This window comes from Streptomyces dangxiongensis (genome assembly GCF_003675325.1).
In the GTDB taxonomy this organism is placed as follows: Bacteria; Actinomycetota; Actinomycetes; order Streptomycetales; family Streptomycetaceae; genus Streptomyces; species Streptomyces dangxiongensis.
In genome coordinates this window covers 6953411-6979442 of the sequence record NZ_CP033073.1, presented here as the reverse complement: position 1 = coordinate 6979442, position 26032 = coordinate 6953411, and the positions used below count along the sequence as shown (strand labels likewise).

Here is a 26032-nt window from a genome sequence, read left to right as displayed (position 1 = left end):
CCGGTCGTCCTGGGCACAAGCGTTCACGGGACCGCAGAAATTTCCGCCTTCCGGCAGGGTTCCCCGCCGACCGCCGGGTCCATGGGCGGCGCGCGCCGATACCGCCAGGGGTGCGAGTTCTTCCTGCTTTCCAGGAGGGCCACGGTATGGGTGGAATAAGCAGGACATAAGGTTCACGGGCGGGATGTAGGCCGACGTGACGAGGATCTCGCCGCCGCGAGGCAGCAGGACTGGCTACGCGTCCGTTCTTCGGGCACGATCTGCGAGACGCCGTTAACCTACGGCCGCGTAACCTCCCGCCGGGAGCCCCCTTTCCCGAGCAGAGCAGGAAGGGTCCACCCCGCCCATGGCAGAGCTGGTCTACCGTCCCGTCATCGGTCTCGCCAAGACGCTGTTCAAGGCCTGGGACCTGAAGATCGACTGCAAGGGTTCGGAGAACATCCCGCCCTCGGGCGGCGCGGTGCTCGTGAGCAATCACATCAGCTACCTGGACTTCATCTTCAACGGCCTTGCCGCTCTGCCGCAGAAGCGCCTGGTGCGCTTCATGGCGAAGGAGTCCGTCTTCCGGCACAAGGTCTCCGGCCCGCTGATGCGCGGCATGAAGCACATCCCGGTGGACCGCCGCCAGGGCGAGGCGGCCTACGCGCACGCGCTGGACTCGCTGCGCTCCGGCGAGGTCATCGGGGTGTTCCCGGAGGCCACGATCTCGGAGTCGTTCACCCTGAAGAGCTTCAAGTCCGGCGCGGCGCGCCTGGCCCAGGAGGCGGGTGTTCCGCTCGTCCCGATGGCGGTGTGGGGCACCCAGCGGCTCTGGACGAAGGGCCACCCCCGCAACTTCGGGCGCAGCCACACCCCCGTCACCATGAGGGTCGGCGAGCCGGTCGAGGCCCCGCGCGACCAGTACGCGGGCGCCATCACCCGGCGTCTGCGCGAGCGCGTCCAGGAGCTGCTGGAGGCGGCCCAGCGGGCCTACCCCGCGCGCAGCGGCGCGGAGGAGTCCTGGTGGCTGCCGGCCCACCTCGGCGGCTCGGCGCCCACGGCGGAGCAGCTCCGCGCGGCAGAGGCCCACTGAGCCGGCACGGCCACGCGCGGCGCCGGCCCGGCCGGGTTCAGGCGCCGGCGCCGGTCGACACCGGCGCGCGCAGCACGGACCTCGCCGGACACGGTGAGCGTGAAGGTCGTCCGCTTCGCCTCACAGGCTGCCGGGGAGCGCCTTCCACAGGTGGGGCCGGTGGGGAGCGGCCCGCAGGGCGGTGAGAACGGCCGGGTGCGGTTCAGCGTGCGGAACCGGGTGGTCCATCTCACCGGACGCAGGGTCGGGGATCCAGGCCAGCCGCTCCCCCTCCAGCGAGAACCGGGCGTCGAGACCGGGCTTGTTGCCGCGCGGATCCTGCCGGTGCCAGGCGCCGTGGAAGCGCACGGCGACCAGACCGTGCACGACATGCCCGCTCCCGTCGTCGCGCAGCAGCCGCTGGTAGCACGGCGCGGCGGGGATGTCCTCGGCCCGGAGCAGGGCGGCCAGCGCGTGGGACTTGGCGTGGCAGATGCCGGTCCGCAGTGTCAGCACGTCAAAGGCGCGCCAGGTGACGCGGGGGTCGCCGGAGTCCTGGGAGTGCGGAATGGCGTCCCGGACGAACGCATAGGCGGCGCGTGCACAGTCATACGAGTCGGCCGGCGGTGTTCTGGATCAGCTCCATGCCGGCAGAGCATAGGAATGCGATCACCCGAACGTCAATGACTTTTCAGGTGATCGCATAGCTATGCATCCCGGGGAGTCAGCGCGCCATCTCCTCCTTGAGCGCCGCCACGAACATGTCGACGTCGTCCTCGGTGGTGTCGAAGGAGCACATCCAGCGCACGACCCCGGCGGCCTCGTCCCAGAAGTAGAACCGGAACCGCTTCTGGAGCCGCTCGCTCACGTCGTTCGGCAGCCGGGCGAAGACGCCGTTGGCCTGCACCGGGTGGAGGATCTCCACCCCGTGCACCGCGCGCACGCCCTCGGCGAGCCGCTGGGCCATCCCGTTGGCATGCCGGGCGTTGCGCAGCCACAGATCCTTGGCGAGCAGCGCCTCGAGCTGCACGGACACGAAGCGCATCTTGGAGGCGAGCTGCATGGACATCTTGCGCAGGTGCTTCATCTGCCGCACCGCATCCTGGTTCAGGACCACCACGGCCTCGCCGAACAGTGCGCCGTTCTTCGTCCCGCCCAGGGAGAGGATGTCGACGCCGACCGCGTTGGTGAACGTCCGCATGGGCACGTCCAGGGAGGCGGCGGCGTTGGCTATCCGGGAGCCGTCCAGGTGCACCTTCATGCCGTGCGCGTGGGCGTGCTCGCAGATCGCGCGGATCTCGTCGGGCGTGTAGAGCGTGCCCAGCTCCGTGCTCTGGGTGATCGCCACGACCTGCGGCATCGCGCGGTGCTCGTCCTCCCAGCCCCAGGCCTGCCGGTCGATCAGCTCGGGCGTGAGCTTGCCGTCGGGCGTGGGCACGGTGAGCAGCTTCAGGCCGCCCATGCGCTCGGGGGCACCGCCCTCGTCGACGTGGATGTGCGCGCTCTCGGCGCAGATCACCGCGCCCCAGCGGTCGGTGACCGCCTGGAGCGCGACCACGTTCGCGCCGGTGCCGTTGAAGACCGGGAAGGCCTCCGCGGTCGCCCCGAAGTGGCTGCGGATGATCCGCTGGAGGTTCTGGGTGTAGTCGTCCTCGCCGTACGCCACCTGGTGACCGTGGTTGGCCAGGGCCAGCGCGGCCATCACCTCGGGGTGGGCTCCCGCGTAGTTGTCACTGGCGAAACCGCGGACTTCCGGGTCATGATGACGACGCGCGTCGGTCCTGGGGGGGTTCACGGCTTCTCGGTCAGCCACAGACGGTTTCCGTTCACTTCGGCGGCGGACTTGCTCCAGACGCCCTCGACGGCCTCGGCCAGGTCCTTGACGTCCGTGAAGCCCGCGAACTTCGCGTTGGGGCGTTCGGCGCGCATCGCGTCGTGCACCAGCGCCTTCACCACCAGGATCGTAGCCGCGGACGTCGGCCCCTCGGTGCCCCCCGCCTTGCGGAAGTAGTCACCCATGGCCAGCGTCCACGCCTCGGCGGCGGCCTTCGCCGCGGAGTAGGCGGCGTTGCCCGCGGTGGGTTTGCTGGCGCCGGCGGCGCTGATCAGGACGTACCGGCCGCGGTCGCTGCGCTGCAGGGCCTCGTGGAAGGCGAGGGAGGTGTGCTGCACGGTGCGGATCAGCAGCATCTCCAGGAAGTCCCAGTCGTCGAGACTGGTCTTCGTGAAGGTCTCGCTGCCGCGCCAGCCGCCGACCAGGTGCACGAGCCCGTCGACCCGGCCGAAGTCCTTCTCGATGTGGGCGGCCCAGTCGCGGGTGGACTGGAGGTCGAGCAGGTCGACCGTGTCACCGGTGACGGTGGCGCCGCCGGCGGCGTACCGGGCCGCGTCCACCGCCTCGGACAGCCGCTCCGGGTCGTTGTCCGCGCCGATGACGGTCGCCCCGGCCTCGGCCAGCCGCAGCAGCGCCGCGCGCCCCGCGGGTCCGCCCGCGCCGGCCACCGCGATCACCGCACCGCTGAGTGCCCCGTTCGCCCCGTTCCCCATGCTCTTCCCCTCTGCAGCAGTGTGCTGGACGCGGTCGCTCACGCGGCGAGCCGCTCGGCGCCGTCCGCCGTGATGCCCCTGGTGGAGGCGATCACATTCTTCAGCTTCTTGGACAGCGCCTCATAGAACATGCTCAGCGGAAACTCGTCCGGAAGCACGTCGTCCACGAGCCTGCGCGGCGGCTGGGTCAGGTCCAGCGCGTCCGGGCCCTTGGCCCACCGGGAACCGGGGTGCGGGGCCAGGTAGGTGGCGACCAGCTCGTAGCCGGCGAACCAGTGCACCAGCTTCGGGCGGTCGATGCCGTCCTTGTAGAGCTTCTCGATCTCGGCGCAGAGCTGGTTGGTGACCTGCGGGGCGCGCTCCCAGTCGATGGAGAGGCGGTTGTCGGTCCAGCGGACGACGTCGTGCTTGTGCAGGTAGGCGAAGAGGAGCTGGCCGCCGAGGCCGTCGTAGTTGCGGACGCGGTCACCGGTGACCGGGAAGCGGAACATGCGGTCGAAGAGCACCGCGTACTGCACGTCACGGGCCTGCGGGACGCCGTCCGCCTGGAGCTTCACGGCCTCCTTGAAGGCGGTGAGGTCGCAGCGCAGCTCCTCCAGGCCGTACATCCAGAACGGCTGGCGCTGCTTGATCATGAACGGGTCGAACGGCAGGTCGCCGTGGCTGTGGGTGCGGTCGTGGACCATGTCCCACAGGACGAAGGCCTCCTCGCAGCGCTTCTGGTCGTGGACCATCGCGGCGATGTCCTCGGGCAGGTCGAGGCCGAGGACGTCCACGGCGGCGTCGGTGACCCGGCGGAAGCGGGCGGCCTCGCGGTCGCAGAAGATGCCGCCCCAGGAGAAACGTTCCGGCGCCTGGCGGACGGCGATGGTCTCCGGGAAGAGCACGGCGGAGTTGGTGTCGTAGCCCGAGGTGAAGTCCTCGAACGTGATGCCGCAGAAGAGAGGGTTGTCGTAGCGGGTGCGCTCCAGCTCGGCCAGCCACTCGGGCCAGACCATCCGCAGCACGACCGCCTCCAGATTGCGGTCCGGGTTGCCGTTCTGCGTGTACATCGGGAAGACGACCAGGTGCTGCAGGCCGTCCGCGCGGTTCGCCGCGGGGTTGAAGGCCAGCAGCGAGTCCAGGAAGTCCGGCACCTCGAAGCCGCCCTCGACCCAGCGGCGCAGGTCCTGCACGAGGGCCCCGTGGTAGGCGGCGTCGTGCGGAAGCAGCGGGGAGAGCTGCTCGACCGCGCCGACGACACGCTCGACGGCCGCCACGGCGTCGTCCCGCCGCGGGGCGCCCTCGGCGCCGAAGTCGATGGATCCGTCCGTCGACTGCCATGGCCGGATCTGCTCCACGGCATTCTTGAGCACGGGCCAGGCCGGGTGCTCAACCACCCTGATCAGCGAGGGAATCTGCTCCTCCGCACCGGCCTGCACAAGAATTTCCGTCATTTCCCATCCTCCACGGGAGAACCTCGCGTGGGGACACCGTATGCATAGCCGGTTTCTCTCAGCAAGTGCCTGACCGGGAAAATATTCTGTCTGACACCCGAGTGACCGACATTTTTCCTGCCTCAAACCGTGACGACGCTCACTTCCGCCGCGCGGAAGGGCGGTCCGGGCACCGCCGCGATCCGGCCGGCCGGCCCGGTCGGCCGGAGCGGGGACTCGCCCACGGGAGGGTGACGGCCTCGGGCGGGCACCGGCCCGGCGGTGCACCATCGGTGCTCCCGTGCTCCGCGCGCATGCGGGTTCATCCCGGGGCCCGGCCATTAGGCTGCGAGCCTGCCGCGTGGACGACGACGTCCTACCGGGGCCGCCGGTCCGCGCGTCGCCGAGCCGCCGTCGACGGAAGCGAGTTGAACCTTGAACTTCCTTACCATCGGTCACCGCGGGGTCATGGGCGTCGAGCCCGAGAACACCCTCCGCTCCTTCGTCGCCGCGCAGCAGGCCGGCCTCGACCTGATCGAACTCGATCTGCACCTCAGCAAGGACGGCGCCCTGGTCGTCATGCACGACGCGGACGTGGACCGCACGACGGACGGCTCCGGGCCGATCGCCGAGAAGACGCTCCCGGAGCTGCGCGCCCTCGACGCGGGCCGCGGGGAGCGCGTACCCGTCTTCGAGGAGGTCCTGGAGGCGGTGCACTCCCCGTTGCAGGCCGAGATCAAGAACGTGGCGGCGGCCCGGGCGCTGGCCGAGGTGATGCGCGCGCGGGATCTGACCGCGCGGGTGGAGGTGTCCTCGTTCCACGACGAGGCCGTCGCCGAGATGTCGCGGCTGGTACCCGGGGTGCGGACCGCGCTGATCGCGAGCCGCTACGGCCCCGACGTGGTGGACCGCGCCGTCGCCGTGGGTGCCGCGACCGTGTGCCTGAACATCCGGCGGCTCACTCTGGAGACCGTCGAGCACGCGCGCGCGTCCGGGCTGCGGATCATCGGCTGGGTGGTCAACTCCCAGCCCCAGCTACGACTGGTCCGCGCCCTGGAGCTGGACGGCGCGACCACCGACTACCCGGACATCAAGCGCACGGGCCGCTTCACGGCGTGATCCGGCGCCGGCCTTCGCGCGGGGGCGTCACACCAGCGGCTTGACCAGCACCTCGAACTCCAGGTCGTCGCGCTGCGGGATGCCGTGGCGCTCGTCGCCGTACGGGAACGGCTCGGTCTGTCCCGTACGGCGGTAGCCGCGGCGCTCGTACCAGGCGATCAGGTCGTTCCGGACGGAGATCACCGTCATCCGCATCTCGGTGACGTCCCAGGTCTCACGGGCCAGGCGCTCCGCCTCCGCCATGACGGCCCCGCCGAGCCCCGAGCCCTGTTGGGCGGGGTTGACCGCGAACATCCCGAAGTAGGCGTGGTCGCCGCGGTGCTCGAGCTGGCAGCAGGCGACGACACGGCCGTCCTGCTCGACGGTCAGCAGCCGGCTCAGGGGCGCCTTGAGCACTGCCAGCACGCCCTCGGGGTCGGTCCGCCGCCCCTCCAGGATGTCCGCCTCGGTGGTCCACCCGGCCTGGCCGCCCTCTCCCCGGTACGCCGCCTGGATCAGCGCGACCAGGGCGTCGACATCGGCGTCGACGGCGTCGCGGAACGTGAGTGCGGTGGCGGGGGTGTCCATGGGTGGCGGTCTCCGATCTCGGGCGTGGCTGAGCCAGGCACGAGGGTAACCCTGCCACTAGCCTCCCGTGCATGGTGCATGTGCTCAGCAGCCGGACACTTCTCCGGCCCACCGACCCCGAACGCTCCCGCGGCTTCTACGGCGGACAACTCGGGCTGTCCGTCTACCGGGAGTTCGGTACCGGCCCCGAGCGCGGGACGGTCTACTTCCTCGGCGGCGGTTTCCTGGAGCTCTCCGGCCGCTCCGAGGCCCCGCCGTCGCCCGCGGTGCGGCTGTGGTTGCAGGTCTCGGACGTGACGGCCGCGTGCGAGGAGCTGCGGGCACGGGGCGTGGAGATCGTACGGCCACCGGTGCGGGAACCGTGGGGTCTGATCGAGATGTGGATCAACGACCCGGACGGCACCCGGATCGTCCTGGTGGAGACCCCGGCCGACCATCCCCTGCGGTACCGACCCGAGGTCTAGCGTGCGGCCGCCCGCGACGGCGGGGGTGGGGGCGAGGCGAGCGCGTTCATTCGGCCCTCCAGTCGGCTGAGCAGCTCGGCGAGCAGGCCGGCGAGGCCGTCCTGGCCTTCCGGGTCGAGGACGGACAGGACGGCCGTCTCGTAGGCGAGTTGCTCGGGGAGAATGCCGTCGACCAGGTCGCGGCCGGCGTCGGTGAGGCGGACGTGGGCGACGCGGCGGTCCCGGGTGTCACCGCGCCGTTCGACCAGAGCGCGCTCGGTCAGCCGCTTGAGCCGCTTGGTGACGGCGGCCCCGGAGGAGAAGGTCTCCCGGGCCAGCTCCCCCGGTGTCAGCTCGTGCCCGGTGCGGCGCAGCGCGCCCAGCAGGTCGAACTCGGCACGGCTCAGGCCGGCCCGGCGCAGCGGCGCGTCCTCTGCCTGCTGGAGCAGGGCGGCGCAGCGGTTGATCCGGCCGATGACCTCCATGGGCCCGGTGTCCAGCTCGGGGTGGACGGCCTGCCACTGGCGGACGACGGCGGCGACGGTGTCGTTCCGCACGGGACCGGGACCGGTGCCGGCACCGGTCGCGTCGCTCGCGGGCGTCGCCGCGCCGTTCGTCGCCGTCATGGCCGTATGTCCTCCGTCGTCCTGCCCGGGTCCCGGTCCCGGTGCCGCGGTACGAGGCCCTGACGCCGTACCGTCGCCGCGAGCGTACGGTGTCCGGACTGCTCGGTGAGCACGACCCGGTCCTCGGGCAGGGCCCGCTGCCACCACTCGCCGGCCGCGGCGTCGGCCGTGGCGCGCAGGTCGACCAGGGCGGCGGCCAGGCCGCGGCGGGCGGCCTCCAGGGCGTGCGGCGCCGGCTGCGCTTCGGCGAGCAGCCGGGCGGCGTTCTCGCGGGCGCGTTCCGCCGTGGTCAGCGCCAGTTCCAGCCGGTCGCCGGCGCGCCGGTTGGTGACGACGACGGCGGCGACGAAACCGGCCGCTGCTCCCACGAGCGTGTCCGCGACCCGCTCGGTGATCAGCTCGGTGGAGTCCTGGACGTGGGCGAACTCGGTGACGAGGAGAGCCATCGGGGTGACACAGACGGTGCCCAGCCAGTAGTTGCGGCCTATCAGCGCCTCCGCCGCGCAGTTCAGCACGAGGGCGCAGAGCACCAGGGCGGCCGGGTGGAGATGGGCGAGCGGGACGAGGGCGGCGAAGACGAGGACGCCGACGAGGTTGCCGACGACGCGCTGGACGCCCCGGCTCCAGGTGAGGGTGACGTTGGCCTGGTACAGGGAGGCCGCGGTGACCAGCGCCCAGTACGGGCGGCCCACACCGAGGGCGAGGGAGGCGTAGCCGGCGAGGGCGCAGCCGGTCGCGGTGCGGGCGGCGAGCGGAGCGAGCGGAGCGAGGCGGTTGCGGAGCGAGGGGCGCGGGGCGGCCTGCTCGACAGCCACGCCGAGCAGCTCGTCGGCGTGCTCGCGCGGTGCCGCGACGCGCGGGACACGGCCGGTGCCGCGCAGGTCGCGGGCCCAGGCGCGCAGCGGGGCGGGGTCGGTGTCGGCGGGTGCGGCGAGGGCGACCTCGGCACGGACGAGGAGCTGTTCGAGGGCGCGGCGGGTGCGGTCGGGGCGGGCACCGGTGGCGAGCAGCGACTGCCAGGCGGCGTGGATGGCGGCGGCGCCGGCGGCGCGGGCCCCGGCGTGGCCGTCGCCGGTGCCGCGGGTGTCCGCGTACGCGGCGGCGGCCCGCATGGCCTGGGCGGTGGCGCGGCGCTCGGGGCCGTGGGGGCGCACCAGTCCGGGCGCCATGCCGACGAGCCAGGCCCAGGCGCCCGCGGCGAGGGCCAGTCCGAGATGCCCGGGGAGCTGGCCGGGGGTCTGGGGCGCGAACAGCGAGGCGGAGCTGATGAAGGTCAGGACCACATTGCCGGGCGGTCCGACACGGGTGGCGTCGCAGGCGGCCTTCTGCACCGCCGCGAGCACGGCTCCGACGGCGACCAGGACGACGGCGTGCTGTGTGAACGCCGCGGCGAGCAGGGCGACGGCCAGGCCGCCGACCATGCCTAGCACCACCCAGGCCAGGAGGCGGGCCCGGGCGGCGTAGGGGCGGTTGTGGCCGTAGAGCGCGCAGAGCGATCCGGCCATCGTGTACATCGCGAGGTCGAGGCGGCCGAGCGCCAGCAGGATCAGGTTGGGCGGGGCGACCGCGACGGCCACGCTCAGCGCGGGCTTGAACCAGATGTCGGAGGGCCGCCCGAGGCGGAGCACTCCGGCGAGGGGAAGACGGTGGGGTGTCGCACTGCTCATATCATCAACTTAACATGTGTTTTACCCATAAAATAATTGGCCTCCAGTCGGCCCTGCCTGCGGTCCCTGCCAGCGGTCACCGTTCGTGCTCCCCCGCATGCTCCCCGTGTACACCCTTGCGCTCGCGTGCGCTCCGCCTGCCCTGGGCATCGCATCCCTCGACCGACCGTCGAGCGTGGAGGTGCGCGTGCACGGACCGGTGTCGGCAGCCTGGCTGCTGGTCGCGCTCTGCGGGGCGACCGGGGCCTACTGCCTGCTGCGGCTGCGCAGCGGTGTCGAGGAGCAGCGCCGGGCCGCCGGCGGTGAGGCGCTGATGGGCTTCGGCATGGCCGTGATGGCCGTCCCGGCGGCGGTGTTCACGCCGCCGAGGTGGGCGTGGCCGGTGTACACCGCGGTGTTCGGCGCCGCGGCGCTGCGCGCGCTGTGGACCGCGCGCGGCGTGCCCCGCCACCTGCACCACCTGGTGGGCAGTGCGGCGATGGTCTACATGGCGGTGGCGATGGCCGGGGCCCCGCCCGCCGCCCACCACGCGCACGGCGGCGGCGTGCCGCTGGTGACCGGCGCGCTTCTGCTGTACTTCACCGGCTACGTACTGCTCGCCGGCGCGCGACTGGTGCCCGCCACCGGCACGGCGGACGCGGCCGATCCGGCCCGCTGGGGCGACCGCCCCGAACTGGCCCGGGCGTGCCGGCTGTCGATGGGCATCGGCATGGTGACCATGCTGCTGACGATGTGAGCGCGGGAGCGGGGGCGGCGTCACCGGCCGGGGAGACGGGGTTCGTGGGGCCGGGATCGGCGGGGGCCGAGGAAACGGGGTCGGCGAGGCCGGCCGGCCACGCCGTACCGGTCCGGGCCGACCGGCATGCCCCGTCCCATCCCGTCACCGAGACGGCTCGGCCTCACCCCGCCCCCGCACCGGGACGGCTTGGCCACGGCCGTCCCGTCGACCAAGATCGTGGTATGCGCCCACGCCCCACCGCTCCCCCACCCGTTCCCTCCCCCCGCCCGTCGACGACCTTCCGCACGGCCGTCCGCGTGGCCGCCGCCCTCGGCGTCTGCTCCCTCGTGCTGCTGGTCCTCGTCGCGGTGCGCTGGCACCCCCTGGTCACCGCGGACGGCGACATCTCCCGCACCACCCACCGGTGGGCGGTCACCGACAGCGGGGTCACACACGTCTTCCGGGTGCTGACGGACCGGGTGTGGGACCCGCTGACCATGCGCCTGGTGTGCGCGGCGGTGGCGGTGTGGCTGGTGTGGCGGCGCGCGGCCTGGTGGACGGCTGTCTGGCTGGCGGCCACCTGCGCCGCGGCCGCGGTCGTGCAGCAGTCGGTGAAGGCCGCCGTCGGCCGGCCCCGCCCGGTCTGGCCGGACCCCGTCGACTCCGCGCACTACGCGGCCTTCCCCTCCGGTCACGCCCTGACCGCCACCGTGGTCTGCGGCCTGCTGCTGTGGCTGCTGCACCGCCACGGCCCGGGCCGCGCCCTGTGGCGTACGGCCGTGGCGGTGGCGCTGGTCTCGGTGGCGGGCGTGGGCGTGACCCGGATCTGGCTCGGCGTGCACTGGCCCTCGGACGTGCTGGGCGGCTGGCTGCTGGGGGCGCTGCTGGTGGCGGTGGCGGTGGCGGTGCACGAGCGGCCGTGGACCGACCGGGCGGGGGTGCGGGCGGACCGGCGCGGGTAGGACTCCGGCGCGTCCGGACGAAGATTCCTGGCGCCCGGTGCGGGCGGACCGGCCCGGGTAGGGCCCGCGGCTGGTTCCGGTGCTCTGCGAGGCGCCCGGCGTTGTCGGGGCGCACGGTCCGCAGCCCGTCGCGACAGGCATCACGAGGCTCGCCGTTCGCACAGCGGCTGGAGTCTCACTTCCAGTAAGGCTCTCGGCTGCACGGCAGTTGAGGTCACCCGTCCTGCCCGGCCCGGCGGGGCATCGCGCCGAGCCGTCGGCGAAGGCCTCGGGCCGTAGCCGCGCGCCGTCCGTCTGAGACGATCCCCCGCGTCGCCCCAGACGGACAGCCGCCCTGGGCAGACCCCAACTCACAGGAATGCCCGCCGCGTTGAGTATAGTTGGCTGGCAGCCAGTCAACGCAGGAGTTACAGGATGTCCCCGCGCAGCGCCTCGGTCAATGAAGAATTGCGGCGGCGTTCCCGGGAACGGCTGCTCCAGGCCGCCGTCGAACTGGTCGGCGAGCACGGGTTCGAGGCCACGACGCTGGGCGACATCGCGGACCGGGCCGGTTCCGCGCGCGGACTGGTGTCGTACTACTTCCCCGGCAAGCGGCAGTTGGTGCAGTCCGCCGTGCACCGGCTGATGCACCGCAGCCTGGAGGAGGCGCTGGAGCGGGAGCCGCGCACCGAGGACGGCCGCGAGCGGCTGGCCCGGGCCATCGACGTGATCCTGGGTCTGGCCCGGGACCGGCCGGTGCTGATGCGCCAGCACATGGCGGGCCTGCTCCAGGCCGAGGGCTTCGTGCAGTGCCCGGAGCAGCGCCGGCTGTCGGAGCTGCTCAGCGACACCGTCGCCCGGTACGGCTCGCAGGACGTCGCCGCCGGCTACCCGGTGCTGCGGGCCCTGCTGATGGGCGCGGTGTACGCGGCGCTGGTGCCGGGTGTGCCGATGCCGGTTCCGCTGCTGCGGGGCGAGCTGTTCCGGCGGTACGGGCTCGACTGGGAACTGGGAGTGCCGCCGGAGCGTGACCCCGGCACGGCGGCGCAGCAGCGGGACCTGTCCCGGTTCTTCGCCACCGAGGAACGTCCGAGCAGCCCCTGACAGGGCCCGGCGTCCCCTCCCGGCACGGCGCGACGGGGCCGGCCCCCCTCCGCGATCACGCGCTCACACCCCTCGTCGCGTCCCGGTCACGCGCTCGCACCCCGCGTCCCCGGTCCCACCGCGCACCCCGGGCAGCGGCCGGCGCGTCCCCACTGCCGCGAACGGACCCGCGTCCGTGTCACCCCGCCGGCCCCTGCCGTCCCGCGCCGGGCGGTGCCATGCTGGAACTGTCCGCACACCCCCTCCTTCGGGCGAGGAGTACCGCCGTGCTGCGTGTCGCCGTCGTCGGTTCCGGGCCGAGCGGGTGCTACACCGCCCAGAACCTGGTCCAGCGTGACGCCGATGTCCGGGTGGACGTCCTGGACCGGCTGCCGTGCCCCTACGGCCTGGTCCGCTACGGTGTCGCCCCCGACCACGAGAAGATCAAGTCGCTTCAGGGCAGTCTGCGGACGGTGCTGGAGCACGAGCGCGTGCGGTTCCTCGGCGGGGTCCGGATCGGCGGCCCCGACGGCCTGCCCGTGGAGCGGCTGAGGCGGCTCTACGACGCGGTGGTGTACTGCGTGGGCGCCGCCACCGACCGCCGGCTGGGCATCCCCGGCGAGGACCTGCCGGGGAGCTGGTCGGCGACCGAGTTCGTGTCCTGGTACAGCGCCCATCCGGACGCGGCCGACGCGGGCTTCCTGCGCGGCGTGCGGTCGGCGGTGGTCATCGGGGTCGGCAACGTCGCGGTGGACGTCACCCGGATGCTGGTCCGCGGCGCCACGGAGCTGCGTCCGACCGACATCCCGCAGGCGGCACTGGACACGCTCACGGCGAGCGGACTGCGCGAGGTGCACATGGTGGGCCGGCGCGGGCCCGCGCAGGCCCGTTTCACCACCAAGGAGCTGCGCGAGCTGGGCGGGCTCCCGGGCACCGAGGTGACGGTGGACGAGGACGAGCTGGCGCTCGATCCGGTCGACCCCGGCATACTGCCGGCGGTGCAGCGCCGCAATGTGGAGGTGCTGCGCGGCTGGGCCGCACGGCCCGCCTCGACGGCCGTCCGGCACATCCGGCTGCGGTTCTTCCTGCGCCCGGTGGAACTGCTCGGGGAGGGCGGCGGCGTGGGCGCCGTCCGCTTCGAACGCACGGTGCCGGACGGCCGGGGCGGGGTGACGGGCACGGGCCGGGTACGAGGAGGTGCCCGCGCAGTTGGTGCTGCGCTCGGTGGGCTATCGGGGCGTACCGCTGGACGGGCTGCCGTTCGACCCGGCCGGTGGCACGGTCCCGCACGAGGGAGGGCCGCGTCCTGCGGAACGGCACACCCTCTCCCGGCGAGTACGTCGCCGGGTGGATCAAGCGCGGCCCGACGGGTGTCATCGGCACGAACCGGTCCTGCGCCAAGGAGACGGTGACCTCCCTGCTCGCGGACGCCCCCGTGCTCGGCCGTGCGGAACGACCGGATCCGGTCGAGGCGCTCCGGGCGGCCGGGATCGATCCCGTGCCCTGGACGGGGTGGCTGGCGATCGAGCGGGCCGAGGCCGAGCTGGGTGCGCGGCTGGGGCGGAGCGTGGTCAAGCTGTCCGACTGGGCGGCGCTGCTCGGGGCGGCGGGGGCCGCGTAGCCCGTCTCCCGGGGGAGCGGGCCGGGGCTCAGGCCGCGTCGCCGAGGCGGCGGGACTGCCGGTCGGCGGCGGACAGGAGGCTGTCGAGCAGCCCCGGGAAGAGGCCGTCCAGATCGTCCCGGCGCAGGGCGTTCATCTTGGCGGTGCCCCGGTAGACCTGCCGGACGACCCCGCTCTCCCGCAGCACCCGGAAGTGGTGCGTGGTGGTGGACTTGGTCACCGGCAGGTCGAACTGCGAGCAGGTCAGCTCCGCTCCCCTGCCGGCCAGTTCGCGCACGATCCGCAGCCGCATCGGGTCGGAGAGAGCGTGCAGCACGGGCTCCAGCCGGATGTTCTCCCGCTCCGGGTGCGGCAGGTCGCGGCCGGTGGCGGCGGTGTCGGTCACGGCGGCTGCCCTTCGTCGCGGAGGCGCTGACTTCACGATTGTACGAGAGCCGTCGTAGTTTGACATCTCTCGTAGTACGAGGTCTATCGTACGAGTCGACCAACGGTCCCGTGACGAATGGAGTCCGTCGTGAGTACGCTCTTCCAGCCCCTCACCCTGCGCGAAGTGACCATCCCGAACCGGGTGTGGATGGCCTCCATGTGCCAGTACTCGGCCGAGTCGGAGGGGCCGCTCACCGGCGCCCCGCACGACTGGCACTTCGCGCACTACGCGGCGCGGGCCACCGGCGGCACCGGCCTGATCGTGACCGAGGCCACCGCGGTCTCGCCCGAGGGCCGGATCTCCCCGTACGACCTCGGCCTGTGGAACGACACCCAGGTGGAGGCCTTCCGGCGGATCACCCGCTTCCTCGTCGCGCAGGGCACCGTGCCGGCGGTCCAGCTCGCGCACGGCGGCCGCAAGTCCTCCACGGAGCGGACCTGGAAGGGCGGCGCGCCGATCGGTCCGGAGGCGCACGGCTGGCAGCCGCTGGGCCCGAGCGCGGTGCCGTTCGACGAGCACCACCCGGTCCCGACCGAGCTGACGACTGATCAGATCAGCGAGATCGTCGGGCAGTTCGCCGCCGCCGCGCGCCGGGCACACGCCGCCGGCTTCGAGATCGTCGAGGTCCATGGCGCCCACGGCTATCTGATCAACGAGTTCCTGTCCCCGCATTCCAACCACCGCACCGACGCCTACGGCGGCTCGTACGAGAACCGCACCCGGTTCGCCCGGGAGGTCGTGGACGCCGTACGGGAGGTCTGGCCCGAGGACAAGCCGGTGTTCTTCCGGATCTCCGCGACCGACTGGCTCCAGGAAGGTGGCTGGACCGTCGAGGACACCGTCCGCTTCGCCCGCGACCTGCACGCCCACGGCATCGACCTCCTGGACGTGTCCACCGGCGGCAACGCCTCCGGCGTCACCATCCCGACCGGGCCGGGCTACCAGGTCCCGTTCGCCGCCCGGGTGAAGGCCGAGACCCCGCTGCCCGTCGCCGCCGTCGGCCTGATCACCGAGGCCGAGCAGGCCCAGAAGATCCTGGCGAACGGCGAGGCCGACGCGGTCCTGCTCGGCCGGGAACTGCTGCGCAACCCGTACTGGGCCCGGCAGGCGGCGCGCGAGCTGGGCGGCGAGATCCGGGTCCCGGACCCGTACCACCGCTCGGTCTGACCCCGGCCGGCCCGCAGCGGCCGGCAGCCAGGACCACCCCTTCGACCGATTGCCGACGGGCCGGGTGCCGGGCGGCCGGTGGGTGGTCCGTCAGGTCGGGAGCAGGCGTCCGACCGTCTGCTCCAGGCGGGGCAGGGTTCGTTGGCCCGCCAGCGCCAGCGCTATCGCGGCCACGACGCCGGCCCAGGCGACCGGGCCCAGCGGCGTGCAGCCGACGAGCCGGCTGACGCCCGGGGTCTGGACCACGGCGACGAGCGCCAGCGCCGAACCCAGCGAGGTGACCTGCACCAGGCGGCTGTCGCGCCGGTCGAGAAGGGTCTGCACGAGCTGGGTGCCGACGACCCCGCACAGCGCCATGGTGCTGGAGCGGCGGGCGGTGCCCGGGGTGAAGCGGCCGATCAGCCAGGCGGTGACCGCACCGAGGCAGGTCGTCAGGGCGCGGTGCCGGATCTGCCGCAGCAGCGGCTCGCCCAGCACACCGGCCGCCTCCTCCACGTGGCCCAGGTCCGCCTCGCCCTCCTTCTCCGTCACCGCGACCGCCATCGACGGGAACAGGTCGGTGAACAGGTTCACCATGAGCATCTGCCGGGTGGACAGCGGCGCCCGACCGGACAGCAGCGTGCCGATGATGCCGAACCCGACCTCGCCGGCGTTGCCGCCGATCAGGATGGCGATGGCGTCGGCCACGCTGTGCCACAGGGCGCGGCCCTCGCCGACCGCGTCGATCAGCACCGTCAGGTCGTCGGCGGTCAGCACGATGTCCGCGGCGTTGCGCGCGGCGGCCGAGCCCCGCGCGTTGATGCCGACGCCGATGTCGGCGGCGCGGATGGCCGCGGCGTCGTTGGCGCCGTCACCGACCATGCCCACCACCCGGCCCGCGTCCCGCAGCGCCTCCACGACCTGGAGTTTCTGCTCGGGCGCCACCCGGGCCACCACACCCGCGTCGCGCAGCATCCGGGCCCGCGCCGCACGGTCCGCCGCGGCCAGTTCGTCCCCGGTGACCACCACGGTGTCCTCGGGCCAGCCCAGGTCGGCGGCGATGGACCGCGCGGTCTGCGGATGGTCGCCGGTGAGCATGACGGGTCGCACACCGGCCCCGTCGAGGCCGTTCACCAGCGCCGTGGACGTCTCGCGCGGGACGTCGGACAGCGCCAGCAGTCCCGTGAACTCCAGCCCTTCCAGCTCCCGTTCGAGGGCGTCCGACTCCCGCTCGTCCGCGCCGAGCCGCCGTTCGGCCACCGCCAGGACCCGTAGGCCACTGCCGGCCAGCGCGTGCGCGGAGTCGGCGGCGTGCTCCGGAAGGCCCGCGCAGGCGGGCAGCACGGTCTCCGGGGCGCCCTTGACCACGAGCACGGGCGGCCCGTCGCCGCCGCGGCCCACGGCGGCGGCGTAACCGCGCGCGGCCTCGAACGACAGGTCGGCGAGCTGGGTCCAGTCCGGGTCGGGGCCGGCCGCGGCGAGGACGGCCTCGTCGGTGGCGTGCACCGGCCGGTCGGAGCCGCCGTTCAGCCGGGGACAGGCCCGTGCGGCGGCCCGCACGGTGCCGGCGGACCCGGGGTCGTCCACGCCGTGGACCGTGCCGTCGGCGTCGCAGGTCCGCACCAGACGCAGCCGGTTCTCGGTGAGCGTGCCGGTCTTGTCGAAGCAGATGGTGTCCATGCGGCCCAGCGCCTCCAGCGTGCGCGGGGTGCGGACCAGTACGCCGCCGCGGCTCAGCCGGCGGGCAGCCGCGAGCTGGGCGACGGTCGCCACCAGGGGCAGCCCTTCCGGTACGGCCGCCACGGCCACCGCGACCCCGCCGCTGACCGCCTCGTGGATCGGGGTGCCGCGCAGCAGTGCCAGGCCGGTCACCGTGGCACCCCCCGCCAGGGTCAGCGGCAGTGCCTTGCGGGTCAGTTCCTGGAGCCGGGCCTGTACGCCCGCGGACGGGGGCGTCCGGGACGCGAGGTGGACGGCGCGGGCGGCCTCGGTGCGGTCACCGATGTCGACCACGACGGCCCGGGCCTGCCCCGCCACCACGGTCGTCCCCTCGAAGACCATGCAACTGCGGTCGGCGACGGGGGCGTGCGGGGTCGGGTCCGTCTGCTTCTCCACCGGCAGCGACTCGCCGGTCAGGGCCGACTCGTCCACCTCCAGGCCGTCCTGCCACAGCAGCCGGGCGTCGGCGGGCACCACGTCGTCGCCCTTGAGCTGGATCACGTCGCCGGGCCTGAGCCCGCCCGCCTCCACGGTGCGGGTGCCGCCCGCCGGGGCCTCGCTCTCCGGCGGCACCAGCCGGGCCTTCCGCTTCTGGTCCGCGACCAGTCCGGAGAGCGCCCGCTCGGCGCGCAGCCGCTGGATGCCGCCGACCAGGGCGTTGAGATCGAGGGCGCCGACGACGAGCAGCGCGTCCGCGACGGAGCCGAGGATCGCCGACGCCGCCGAACCGACCGCCAGCACCGGGGTGAGCGGGTCCTGGAGTTCCCCGCGGACCGCGCGGCCGAGCTGGTAGGACCAGCGGGCGGGGGCGACGGCCGGATGCCGGGTGACACGTCGGGTCGCCCTGCGCACCCGGGTGGTCAGTTCGTCGAAGGGGCCCGGCGCGGCTTCCGGTTCGTGCGCGAGCCGTTCCCGCGCCTGGTCGGTGTCCAGTTCGTGCCAGTGCACGCGGGGGCGCGGGTGCGGGGCGCCGGCCGCCGCCACGGAGAGCGCGGCGCGTGCCCCGGAGATCAGGGCCGCCGCGGCACCGGCGTCGACGGGTGCGTGCCGCAGCCCGGGCAGGAGCGAGCGGCGTCCGCGTCCACCGCCGGTCTCGCCGACGGCCACGAGCAGCCCGGACAGCGCGGCTCCGGAACGGGCCAGTGTCTGGGCGCGCCGCCCGACCGAGCGGGCGGCCGGGATCGCGGTCAGCACCCGCCACACGTCCGGCAGGCCGTGCAGGGCCAGGATGTCCGCGCCCCACACCACGGCTCCGTCCCGGTCCGTCAGGGCGACCGCGATGTCGGCGGCGCGCAGCGCGGCCAGAACGTCGTGCCGGCCGGCCTCGCGGACCCGGGCGACCACCAGCACGGCGCCCCCGTCGCCGCGCGCCTCGCACACGACGTCGTCCAGCGGCCGGCGGGCGTCGACGACCTGGTCCGCGAGTCCGGTGAAATCCTCCAGCGCGGGATCGTCCACGACCACCACCCGCAGACCCGCCCGGCGGGCCGCGTCGAGTACCGGCTCGGTCCACGGATCGGCCTCGCCCTCGTCGGTGCGCAGCGCCCCGGCGTGCAGGACGATCGCGCCGGCCATCTCCAGTTGGCGCAGCCGGGCCGGGTCGCGGACCAGCACGCCGGTACGGGCGAGCGCGGCGCTGAGCACGGCGTGGAACGCGGCGGGACCGTAGCGGGCGGCCTTCGGGGAGCCGGCGAGCACCGCCTCCGCCGCCTCGGCACCGTCGTGCTTGACGAGCAGGGTCGCCGCCGCGCCCAGCAGACTGCCCGCCGAGGCGTGGGAGGCGTACTCCAGGGCCGGGGACTCCCGCAGCGGCGGACGTGGCAGGCCCTCCGGAGCGAGACTGATCCGCTCCGGTGCGCACAGCTCGTCGTGCACCGCGTCGAAGGCGGCCGAGCGGGACACCGTCTCGGCCACCTGGCAGGCTCGCAGGACGCCGTCGAGCACCAGGGAGGTGGGGGTCTGCCCGACACCGTGCACGGCGGCGTTCGCGCAGGCCAGCACGAGGTCCATCCGGGAGTCACCGAGCCGGGCGCGCAGCCAGGCGCGGAAGCGTGGGTTCTCCCGCAGCAGCGTCACCACCGCCGTCACCATCCGGGGTGAGGGCGGCAGCCGCAGCGCGTACGCCGCGAGGGCGACACCGATGCCCGCGCCGTCGGCCGCGAGCGTGGCCGCCGCGGCCCGCACACCGGCCGGGTCGGCCGGATGCGTCGTCTCCTCCACGTCCCCGCCCGCCAGGACGAGGCCGTGTTGTCCGGCCAGCTCGGCCGCGTGCTCCACAACCCGGTCCGTCGCCTCTTCCTCGGTGGCGGTCACGACGAGGCGGGCCAGCCCCTGGTCCCAGTAGGCGACGAGTACGTCGGGATGCTCCGCCAGCGCCTCGGCCAGCCGGCGCGCGCGGTGACCGGTGCCACCGGCGCGGCGCGCCTCCTCCTGGTCGACGGGTCGCAGCGCCAGGTGGGCGCGGGCGCCCGACCGCCAGTGGTCACCGGCGCCGGGCAGCGCGTTGCGGGCCACGCGCACGACCCGCGCGGCGGCGTCCGCGCCGCGCACGCCCGCGCGTGCCGTCCCGGCGGCGGCACCGGCGGCCATCCCGGCCGCCGGTGCCGCCGCCCGCGCGAGCAGGCGTGGCGCCGCCGGGAGCAGGCGAGCGGCGGCCGAGGGTTCCGTCAGCAGGCCGAGGACCATGACCCTCCTCAGAGCGTGGTGCGGTCGGGTCGCGCGGTCGGACCGAGCGGCCCGGGGGACGTCGTGGGTGTCGGCACCGCGTCACCAAGGGCGGCCTCCGGCTGAGCGGGCGCTCCGCTGTCTCCGGCGTCATCGGCCCCGGCGGACGTTCCGCGCCGCTCGGACGCCTTCTCCTCCGCCGAGGCCGGCCCCTGACCCTCCCCGCCGGAGCGGAGGGCCGCCGTGCCGAGATCGTGCGCGGGTTCGGCGGTGGGCATGTCCACCTTCCCGGCTCCCGGCCCGCCGTCCGTCCGCGGGGCGGGACGGGGCTGGGTGAACCAGGCGACGGCCGCGCCGGTGAGGGCCACGGGCCACTCCACCACGCCCGCGGCACCGAGCAGCCCGGCCCCGGCGTACACCGCGATACGGCGTCCGCGGGGCGAGACCGCGCCGACCTTGTCCAGAGTTTCCTCCGCCGCCCTGCCCACCGTCCCGGCGCCGGGCACCCTGCGCAGTACCGAGGCCGCGCCGTGCAGGGGCGCCGTGAGGACCGACGACGACTTCTGCTCAGCCATGACTCTCCTCGGGTTGATTCGTCCCGTATGTCCCACCGAGTGCCCACGACTGCACCGGTCATCCCCTCTCCACCCAGGGAACGTCACCGATCCCGCCCGCGCCACTGTCCCGGCAAGTCGCTGAATCCGAAGCCCGGGTCGCCCGAAGCCGGGGGCGCCCGGAGTCGGGCCCCGAGGCCGGGGTGTTTCACCGGGTGGGGCGTCTCACCGGGTGGGGCGGAACAGCCCCTCGGGTACGGCGGCGGCGAGGACCCGGTAGCCCTGCGGGTTGAGATGGAGCCAGTCACCGGCGTGCAGGGCGGGCAGCAGCCGGTCCGGCGCCGCGGGGTCCCGTACCGCCCGGTCGAAGTCGATCACCGCGTCGAAGTGGCCGGGGGTACGGATCCACGCGTTGACCCGCTCCCGGGAGGCCTCCCGCTCCCGCGCCGGGTCGTCGTACAGGGTGTTGCCGCCGAACGGCGTGAGCGTCGCGCCGTAGACCCGGATGCCCTGGGCGTGGGCGCGGACCACTATCTGCCGGTACCCGGCGACCAGGTCGGCGGTCACCGCTCGCTGGGCCTCGGAAGTGGCCTCGGCGGTGCCGATGTCGTTGACGCCCTCGAAGAGGATCAGCCAGGCGACGCCGCTTCGGGAGAGGACATCACGGTCGAGGCGGGCGAGCACGTTGGGGCCGAGTCCGTCGGCGAGGACGCGGTTGCCGCCGGCCGCCTGATTGAGTACGGCGACGCCCGACGTGTCCGGGCGCGTCCGGAGCCGGTCGAAGACCTGGTCGGGCCAGCGGTCGTTGCCGTTGGTCGTGGAGCCGCGCCCGTCGGTGAGCGAGTCGCCGACGACGGCCACCGCCCCGGCCCGGCCCGGCGCCAGCACCTCGACGTCGCTGAGCAGGTACCAGTGGTCGACGCCGGTCGCACCCGGAAGGTCCTCGTCGCACGTGCGGTCACCGTGCACGAGGTACGACGTGGTGCGCGAACCGGGATGCGAGGTGAGCGCGAGCGACGCCTGACCGGGCGCGGTGTACGCCGTCACCGTCAGCTCGGTGCCGGCGCTCAGGGCGAAGTCCAGCGGGTCGGAGACCAGCTCGGCACCGACGGGGACGGTGGCGGAGTCCCGGCCCGCGAAGGTCACCCGGCGCACACTCCCCGGCACGACCGCGCTCACGCCGGCCCTGCCGTCCCTGGGCAGGGCCACGGTGACGGCGGTGAGCGGCAGCGGGGTGTCGCCGTACGCGTTGGAGAAGCGCAGCCGGATGCGCGGCCCACCGATGGTGACCCGCACGGTCTGCCGCAGGGTGGTGTCCACGAGGACGGACCGCGCACCGGTGTACGGCGCGGGCGGCAGATTGGCCGGCTCGGTCGGCTGGGGCATCCCGGTCCACGTGTTCACCCAGTGCCGGCCGGGGCGCGCGGCGGCGGCCGGGGCCGTGCCGGTGGTCGGGGCCGTGCCGGTGGTCGGAAGCGTGCCGGTGACCAGCGCCGTGAGCGCCGAGGCCGTCACGACCAGGGCCAGGACGAGGACACATGTGCCGAGCAGCGGGGCGAGGGACGCTCTGGTGGGCGGCTTCACGGACACCTTCCTGAGGGCGGGAGGTCGGCGGAGGTCGGGACGTCCGGAGGTCGGCGAGTGCGGACCGGGCGCCTGGCGCGCCGGGAGACGCCGGACCCGGACCCGGATCGGACGCCGGAACCGAACACCGGCCGGACCGAACACCGGCCCGGACGTCGGGCCCGGACGTCGGGCCCGGACGTCGGTCATGGTGGCATGCACACGCCCGCCATGGAAGCGCTCCCACCACTCCTCGCACAAGCGCTCCCAGTTCCCACTCCGGCGACCGAGAACCCACCGCGCGAGGCGTTGACCAGAAAGCGCTTACCGTCTACGGTCCGTTCAGCAGCGTGACCGCCGAGCCGCAAGGCGGCCCTCGTTGCCGCACAACCGCGCTCCGCAATGCGCTGCGCGTTCCGTGGAGCGTATGCGCTTCACGTACATGTCCGATCCCCACTCGGAAGAAGGCATCCGGGACATGACCTCACACACATCCCCACACGCCCTGCTGGGCGGACTGGCCGCACTCGGCCTCACATTTGGCATGATCATGACATCTGGAGCGCCCGCCGGCGCGGCCACCTGGCCCTCGGCCAACGGCAGCCAGGCCGTCTCCTCCACCATCTCGGTATCCGGCACCAAGGATTACGGGATGAAGCGGCTCTACGGCAGCGGCGACCTCGGCTCCGACAGCCAGGACGAGGACCAGGGCCCCATCCTCGAGCTGGCTCCGGGCGCCGTCGTCAAGAACGTCATCATCGGCGCCCCCGCCGCGGACGGCATCCACTGCCTGGGTAGCTGCACGCTCCAGAACGTGTGGTGGGAGGACGTCGGCGAGGACGCGGCCACCTTCCTCGGCTCCTCGTCGTCCAACGTCTACACCGTGACCGGCGGCGGGGCGAAGGAGGCCAGCGACAAGGTGTTCCAGTTCAACGGCGCCGGCACACTGAACGTCTCCGGCTTCGCCGTGAAGAATTTCGGCACCTTCGCCCGGTCCTGCGGCAACTGCAAGACGCAGTACAAGCGGACCATCAACCTCAGCGGCATCGAGGCCACCTACAAGGGCAACAAGCTCGTCGGCATCAACACCAACTACGGCGACAGCGCGACCCTGAAGAACATCACCATCGTCGGGGACACCAGCAAGAAGATCACCCCCTGCCAGAAGTACATCGGCAACAACACCGGCAAGGAGCCCACGACGAACGGCTCCGGCCCCGATGGCACGTACTGCAAGTACTCCAGCTCGGACATCACCTACAAGTGAGCGCCGGCTGAGCTTCCGGGGGCGTCACCGGCGCCCCCGGAAGAGGCGGCGCCGCTGACGGCCCGCTTCCGGTTCACCGTCCGGCCCAGGCCTCCGACAGCATCCCGCGCCCACCCCTCGGCGCCCCCTTGCCCCGTCAGCGCTCCCTTTCGTCCCGCCGCCCGCCCAGCGTCCCGGCCAGTTCCCGTCGGTACGCGGCGTAGGCCGTGCGCAGGGCGTCGCCGGGCCAGTCGGCCGGCAGCAGCGCGGGCGGCAGCACAGGGTCGGTGAGCAGGTGACGTACGGCCGCCGCGTAGGCGGTGAGACGGCCGGCCGGGTGGCCGGCACAGGCCGCTCGGGCCAGCAGGCCACGCGCCCTGTCCGCCCAGTCCGCCAGCGGCCAGAGCCGCCCGGCGAGGTCTTCCGGGACTTCCTCGGGCCGTGCACTGTACGTCAGGGCCACCTCGCGCAGGCCGGCCGGCAGGGAGCGGTCGAGGTTGGCCGGGCGCAGCCCACACGCCTTCGCGCAGTTCGGCCAGGCGCAGGGAGGTCAGCCGGGCGCGCAGGTCGGCACGTGCGGCGGGGCCGCGTCCCGTCGCCGTGATCACCACCATCTCCCAGTCGCCGTGCCACGCGCGCGTTCGGGGGTGCACCGCGTCGTCCTGGCGGCGCTGCCGGGCCAGCAGCCGGTCGCTGAGCCGGTAGACGGCGTCCGTGCGCCGGAGGTCGCCGGCGGCGACCATCCGGCTCAGCGCGGCCCGCAGCGTGGAGCCCCCGACCCCGAACGGTTCGACCAGCCGCACCAGATCTTTCACCGGCAGCTCCGGCGGGTGCGCGCCGAGCAGCAGACTGAGGACGACGGACCGGGCGGACAGCGGTCGCAGGCCGGCCGGATCCGGCTCGGCCGAGACGTTCATGCGCATGGGCCCGTACTGTACGCGCGCTCTCTTGTTGCAAGATTGCTACAGTCGCAGGAAGAGTGCAACATGCTTCTATGGCCTCGATTCCCGCGCAGCCGCAGCCGCAGTCGCAGTCACAGCCCTCGTCGCAGCCGCAGTCGCAGTCACAGCCCTCGTCGCAGCCGCAGTCACAGACGCGACCCTCATCGCACCAGCAGCCGCAGCCGTCGTCGCAGCTCCAGTCGGCGTACGCCACGCACGACGTCACCAACCAGGCCCCGCCGCTCGCCCCGTACGACGCCGCGGCGGACGCGGCCCTGCTCGAAGGGCTGCGCCGGGAGGGCGCAGGCTGGGCCGAGGAGGGCGTCCGGCGGCTGGGGGCGCGGGCCGGCAGCGTAGAGGCGCAGGAGTGGGGCGAACAGGCGAACCGGCACGAGCCCGTGCTGCGCACCCACGACCGCTTCGGCCACCGCGTCGACGAGGTGGAGTTCCACCCTAGCTGGCACCACCTGCTGCGCACCGCGGTGGCCGAGGGCCTGGCCGGCGCCCCGTGGGGCGATGACCGACCGGGGGCGCACGTGGCCCGGACGGCGGGCGGGCTGGTGTGGGGACACACGGAGGCCGGACACGGCTGCCCGACATCGATGACGTACGCCGCCGTCCCCGCCCTGCGCACACAGCCGGATCTCGCCACGGTGTACGAGCCGCTGCTCACCAGCCGGGAGTACGACCCCGAGCTGCGCGTCCCCACCGACAAACCCGGACTGCTCGCCGGCATGGGCATGACGGAGAAGCAGGGCGGTTCCGACGTCCGGACGAACACCACCACGGCCACGCCCACCGGCGAACCGGGTGTGTACACGCTGCGCGGGCACAAATGGTTCACGTCGGCGCCGATGTGCGACGTCTTCCTGGTGCTCGCGCAGGCCCCGGGCGGGCTGTCCTGCTTCCTGGTGCCGCGCGTCCTGCCCGACGGCACCCGCAACACGTTCCGCATCCAGCGCCTGAAGGACAAGCTGGGCAACCGGTCCAACGCCTCCTCGGAGCCGGAGTTCGACCGGACGGTGGCCTGGCTGGTCGGGCCGGAGGGGCGGGGTGTGAAGACCATCATCGAGATGGTCAACTGCACCCGGCTCGACTGTGTGATGTCCTCGGCGACGCTGATGCGCAAGACACTGGTCGAGGCCGGGCATCACACCCGGTACCGCAGCGCGTTCGGCGCCCGGCTGCTCGACCAGCCGCTGATGCGCAACGTCCTGGCCGATCTCGCGCTGGAGTCGGAGGCCGCGACGACACTCACGCTGCGGCTGGCCGGCGCGGCGGACCGCGCGGTGCGCGGGGACGCCGGAGAGCGGGCGTTCCGGCGCATCGCCACCGCCGTCGGCAAGTACTGGGTCACGAAGCGGGGCCCGGCCTTCACCGCCGAGGCCCTGGAATGCCTGGGCGGCAACGGGTACGTCGAGGAGTCGGGCATGCCCCGGCACTACCGGGAGGCCCCGCTGCTGTCGATCTGGGAGGGTTCCGGGAACGTCAACGCGCTCGACGTGCTGCGCGCCCTGGGTCGCGAACCGGACAGCGCCGAGGCCCTGTTCGCCGAACTCGCCCTCGCGCGTGGGGCGGACCGCCGCCTCGACACGGCCGTGGCCGCACTCAGGGACCAATTGGCCGGAACCGATCAGGCAGGCGCCCGCCGGCTGGTCGAGCGGATGGCGCTCGCGCTCCAGGCCTCGCTGCTCGTCCGGCACGCTCCGCACCCGGTCGCGGACGCCTTCTGCGCGACCCGGCTGGGCGGCGACTGGGGACACGCGTTCGGCACGCTTCCCGCGGGCACCGACCTCGACAGCATCCTGGAGCGCGCCCTTCCCGGCCGGAACTGATCCCGTCACGCGCGCGTGCGGGCAGCCTCGCCGGGGTGGCCGGTGACCGCCGACGGATCGCACACAGTCAGCGTCCGCTTCCGGACCGCTGTCAGTGCCGTGGTGCACACTCGCGATCAGAGGGCGCTCGCGCGGGGAG

At 73.7% G+C, this 26032-nt stretch carries 19 protein-coding genes and 3 pseudogenes; 10 read left to right on the top strand and 12 right to left on the bottom strand.

The genetic code is table 11. The annotated features are described in order from the left end of the window. The first annotated feature begins 346 nt into the window (after positions 1–346). Positions 347–1072, top strand: coding sequence for a lysophospholipid acyltransferase family protein (locus tag D9753_RS31565; RefSeq protein ID WP_121790091.1), 726 nt, complete (start codon positions 347–349; stop codon positions 1070–1072). 120 nt (positions 1073–1192) lie between these two features. Here D9753_RS31565 and D9753_RS31560 read toward each other — a convergent pair. The 4 genes and pseudogenes from D9753_RS31560 to D9753_RS31545 all read right to left on the bottom strand — a co-directional run. Next, positions 1193–1672, bottom strand: a pseudogene (locus D9753_RS31560) (transglutaminase-like domain-containing protein); the annotation flags it as partial. 103 nt (positions 1673–1775) lie between these two features. Next, the gene (locus D9753_RS31555) at positions 1776–2846 is read right to left on the bottom strand and encodes a threonine aldolase family protein (protein WP_121790090.1); all 1071 of its coding nucleotides are present in this window, start codon (positions 2844–2846) and stop codon (positions 1776–1778) included. Next, positions 2843–3598, bottom strand: a complete 756-nt coding sequence (locus tag D9753_RS31550; protein WP_121790089.1) for an SDR family oxidoreductase — start codon at positions 3596–3598, stop codon at positions 2843–2845. The genes D9753_RS31555 and D9753_RS31550 overlap by 4 nt, the downstream gene beginning before the upstream one ends. Before the next feature lie 38 nt (positions 3599–3636). Then, positions 3637–5034 (bottom strand): DUF6421 family protein, encoded by a 1398-nt coding sequence (locus tag D9753_RS31545; protein ID WP_121790088.1) that lies wholly within the window; start codon positions 5032–5034, stop codon positions 3637–3639. 414 nt (positions 5035–5448) lie between these two features. On the opposite strand from D9753_RS31545, the gene D9753_RS31535 reads away from it, so the two are divergent. Further along, the gene (locus D9753_RS31535) at positions 5449–6132 is read left to right on the top strand and encodes a glycerophosphodiester phosphodiesterase (protein ID WP_121790087.1); all 684 of its coding nucleotides are present in this window, start codon (positions 5449–5451) and stop codon (positions 6130–6132) included. A 27-nt stretch (positions 6133–6159) separates the two neighbouring features. Here D9753_RS31535 and D9753_RS31530 read toward each other — a convergent pair whose 3' ends face one another. Then, positions 6160–6699, bottom strand: a complete 540-nt coding sequence (locus tag D9753_RS31530) for a GNAT family N-acetyltransferase (protein WP_121790086.1) — start codon at positions 6697–6699, stop codon at positions 6160–6162. A 71-nt stretch (positions 6700–6770) separates the two neighbouring features. Between D9753_RS31530 and D9753_RS31525 the strand changes: the two genes are divergently transcribed. Next, positions 6771–7163: a VOC family protein gene (locus tag D9753_RS31525; protein ID WP_121790085.1), complete on the top strand. Its 393-nt coding sequence runs from the start codon at positions 6771–6773 to the stop codon at positions 7161–7163. On the opposite strand, the gene D9753_RS31520 is transcribed toward D9753_RS31525, so the two are convergent. Both D9753_RS31520 and D9753_RS31515 read right to left on the bottom strand, forming a co-directional pair. Further along, entirely contained in the window at positions 7160–7768 is a 609-nt protein-coding gene (locus D9753_RS31520; protein WP_121790084.1) for a MarR family winged helix-turn-helix transcriptional regulator, read from the bottom strand. The two genes, D9753_RS31525 and D9753_RS31520, sit on opposite strands and share 4 nt — an antisense overlap. Continuing rightward, positions 7765–9435, bottom strand: coding sequence for an FUSC family protein (locus D9753_RS31515; protein ID WP_121790083.1), 1671 nt, complete (start codon positions 9433–9435; stop codon positions 7765–7767). Before D9753_RS31515 ends, D9753_RS31520 begins: the two co-directional genes overlap by 4 nt. A gap of 187 nt (positions 9436–9622) precedes the next feature. Here D9753_RS31515 and D9753_RS31510 point away from each other — a divergent pair, with 187 nt between their 5' ends. The 4 genes and pseudogenes from D9753_RS31510 (at position 9623) to D9753_RS31495 (ending at position 13798) form a co-directional block, all read left to right on the top strand. Further along, entirely contained in the window at positions 9623–10171 is a 549-nt protein-coding gene (locus tag D9753_RS31510) for a DUF5134 domain-containing protein (RefSeq protein ID WP_121791389.1), read from the top strand. A 224-nt stretch (positions 10172–10395) separates the two neighbouring features. Beyond that, positions 10396–11115: a phosphatase PAP2 family protein gene (locus D9753_RS31505; protein WP_205614313.1), complete on the top strand. Its 720-nt coding sequence runs from the start codon at positions 10396–10398 to the stop codon at positions 11113–11115. A gap of 414 nt (positions 11116–11529) precedes the next feature. Next, positions 11530–12198 (top strand): TetR/AcrR family transcriptional regulator, encoded by a 669-nt coding sequence (locus D9753_RS31500; RefSeq protein ID WP_121790081.1) that lies wholly within the window; start codon positions 11530–11532, stop codon positions 12196–12198. A 266-nt stretch (positions 12199–12464) separates the two neighbouring features. After that, positions 12465–13798: pseudogene (locus D9753_RS31495) on the top strand (FAD-dependent oxidoreductase). Between the two features lie 28 nt (positions 13799–13826). Here the strand turns inward: D9753_RS31495 and D9753_RS31490 are convergent. Next, on the bottom strand, positions 13827–14183 hold the full coding sequence (locus tag D9753_RS31490) for an ArsR/SmtB family transcription factor (protein WP_121790080.1): 357 nt from the start codon (positions 14181–14183) through the stop codon (positions 13827–13829). A gap of 129 nt (positions 14184–14312) precedes the next feature. Here D9753_RS31490 and D9753_RS31485 point away from each other — a divergent pair, with 129 nt between their 5' ends. After that, positions 14313–15392 (top strand): NADH:flavin oxidoreductase/NADH oxidase, encoded by a 1080-nt coding sequence (locus D9753_RS31485; protein WP_121791388.1) that lies wholly within the window; start codon positions 14313–14315, stop codon positions 15390–15392. A gap of 90 nt (positions 15393–15482) precedes the next feature. On the opposite strand, the gene D9753_RS31480 is transcribed toward D9753_RS31485, so the two are convergent. The 3 genes from D9753_RS31480 to D9753_RS31465 form a co-directional block, all read right to left on the bottom strand. Next, entirely contained in the window at positions 15483–19775 is a 4293-nt protein-coding gene (locus D9753_RS31480) for a cation-translocating P-type ATPase (RefSeq protein WP_121790079.1), read from the bottom strand. A gap of 8 nt (positions 19776–19783) precedes the next feature. Next, on the bottom strand, positions 19784–20329 hold the full coding sequence (locus D9753_RS36785; protein ID WP_163010844.1) for a hypothetical protein: 546 nt from the start codon (positions 20327–20329) through the stop codon (positions 19784–19786). A gap of 204 nt (positions 20330–20533) precedes the next feature. Next, positions 20534–21892 (bottom strand): SGNH/GDSL hydrolase family protein, encoded by a 1359-nt coding sequence (locus D9753_RS31465; RefSeq protein WP_121791387.1) that lies wholly within the window; start codon positions 21890–21892, stop codon positions 20534–20536. 457 nt (positions 21893–22349) lie between these two features. Here D9753_RS31465 and D9753_RS31460 point away from each other — a divergent pair, with 457 nt between their 5' ends. Next, entirely contained in the window at positions 22350–23138 is a 789-nt protein-coding gene (locus D9753_RS31460) for a pectate lyase (RefSeq protein ID WP_121791386.1), read from the top strand. Between the two features lie 136 nt (positions 23139–23274). Here the strand turns inward: D9753_RS31460 and D9753_RS31455 are convergent. Beyond that, a pseudogene (locus D9753_RS31455) lies at positions 23275–24040 on the bottom strand (PaaX family transcriptional regulator C-terminal domain-containing protein). A 71-nt stretch (positions 24041–24111) separates the two neighbouring features. Here D9753_RS31455 and D9753_RS31450 point away from each other — a divergent pair. Next, positions 24112–25893 (top strand): acyl-CoA dehydrogenase family protein, encoded by a 1782-nt coding sequence (locus D9753_RS31450; RefSeq protein ID WP_240468335.1) that lies wholly within the window; start codon positions 24112–24114, stop codon positions 25891–25893. Positions 25894–26032 lie beyond the last annotated feature (139 nt).

Coding starts and splice junctions, on each gene's coding strand:
- D9753_RS31460 (WP_121791386.1), top strand. CDS start 22,350: ATGACCTCACACACATCCCCACACGCCCTGCTGGGCGGACTGGCCGCA.
- D9753_RS31500 (WP_121790081.1), top strand. CDS start 11,530: ATGTCCCCGCGCAGCGCCTCGGTCAATGAAGAATTGCGGCGGCGTTCC.
- D9753_RS31450 (WP_240468335.1), top strand. CDS start 24,112: ATGGCCTCGATTCCCGCGCAGCCGCAGCCGCAGTCGCAGTCACAGCCC.
- D9753_RS31565 (WP_121790091.1), top strand. CDS start 347: ATGGCAGAGCTGGTCTACCGTCCCGTCATCGGTCTCGCCAAGACGCTG.
- D9753_RS31525 (WP_121790085.1), top strand. CDS start 6,771: ATGGTGCATGTGCTCAGCAGCCGGACACTTCTCCGGCCCACCGACCCC.
- D9753_RS31520 (WP_121790084.1), bottom strand. CDS start 7,768: ATGACGGCGACGAACGGCGCGGCGACGCCCGCGAGCGACGCGACCGGT.
- D9753_RS31505 (WP_205614313.1), top strand. CDS start 10,396: ATGCGCCCACGCCCCACCGCTCCCCCACCCGTTCCCTCCCCCCGCCCG.
- D9753_RS31515 (WP_121790083.1), bottom strand. CDS start 9,435: ATGAGCAGTGCGACACCCCACCGTCTTCCCCTCGCCGGAGTGCTCCGC.
- D9753_RS31530 (WP_121790086.1), bottom strand. CDS start 6,699: ATGGACACCCCCGCCACCGCACTCACGTTCCGCGACGCCGTCGACGCC.
- D9753_RS31480 (WP_121790079.1), bottom strand. CDS start 19,775: ATGGTCCTCGGCCTGCTGACGGAACCCTCGGCCGCCGCTCGCCTGCTC.
- D9753_RS31545 (WP_121790088.1), bottom strand. CDS start 5,034: ATGACGGAAATTCTTGTGCAGGCCGGTGCGGAGGAGCAGATTCCCTCG.
- D9753_RS31550 (WP_121790089.1), bottom strand. CDS start 3,598: ATGGGGAACGGGGCGAACGGGGCACTCAGCGGTGCGGTGATCGCGGTG.
- D9753_RS36785 (WP_163010844.1), bottom strand. CDS start 20,329: ATGGCTGAGCAGAAGTCGTCGTCGGTCCTCACGGCGCCCCTGCACGGC.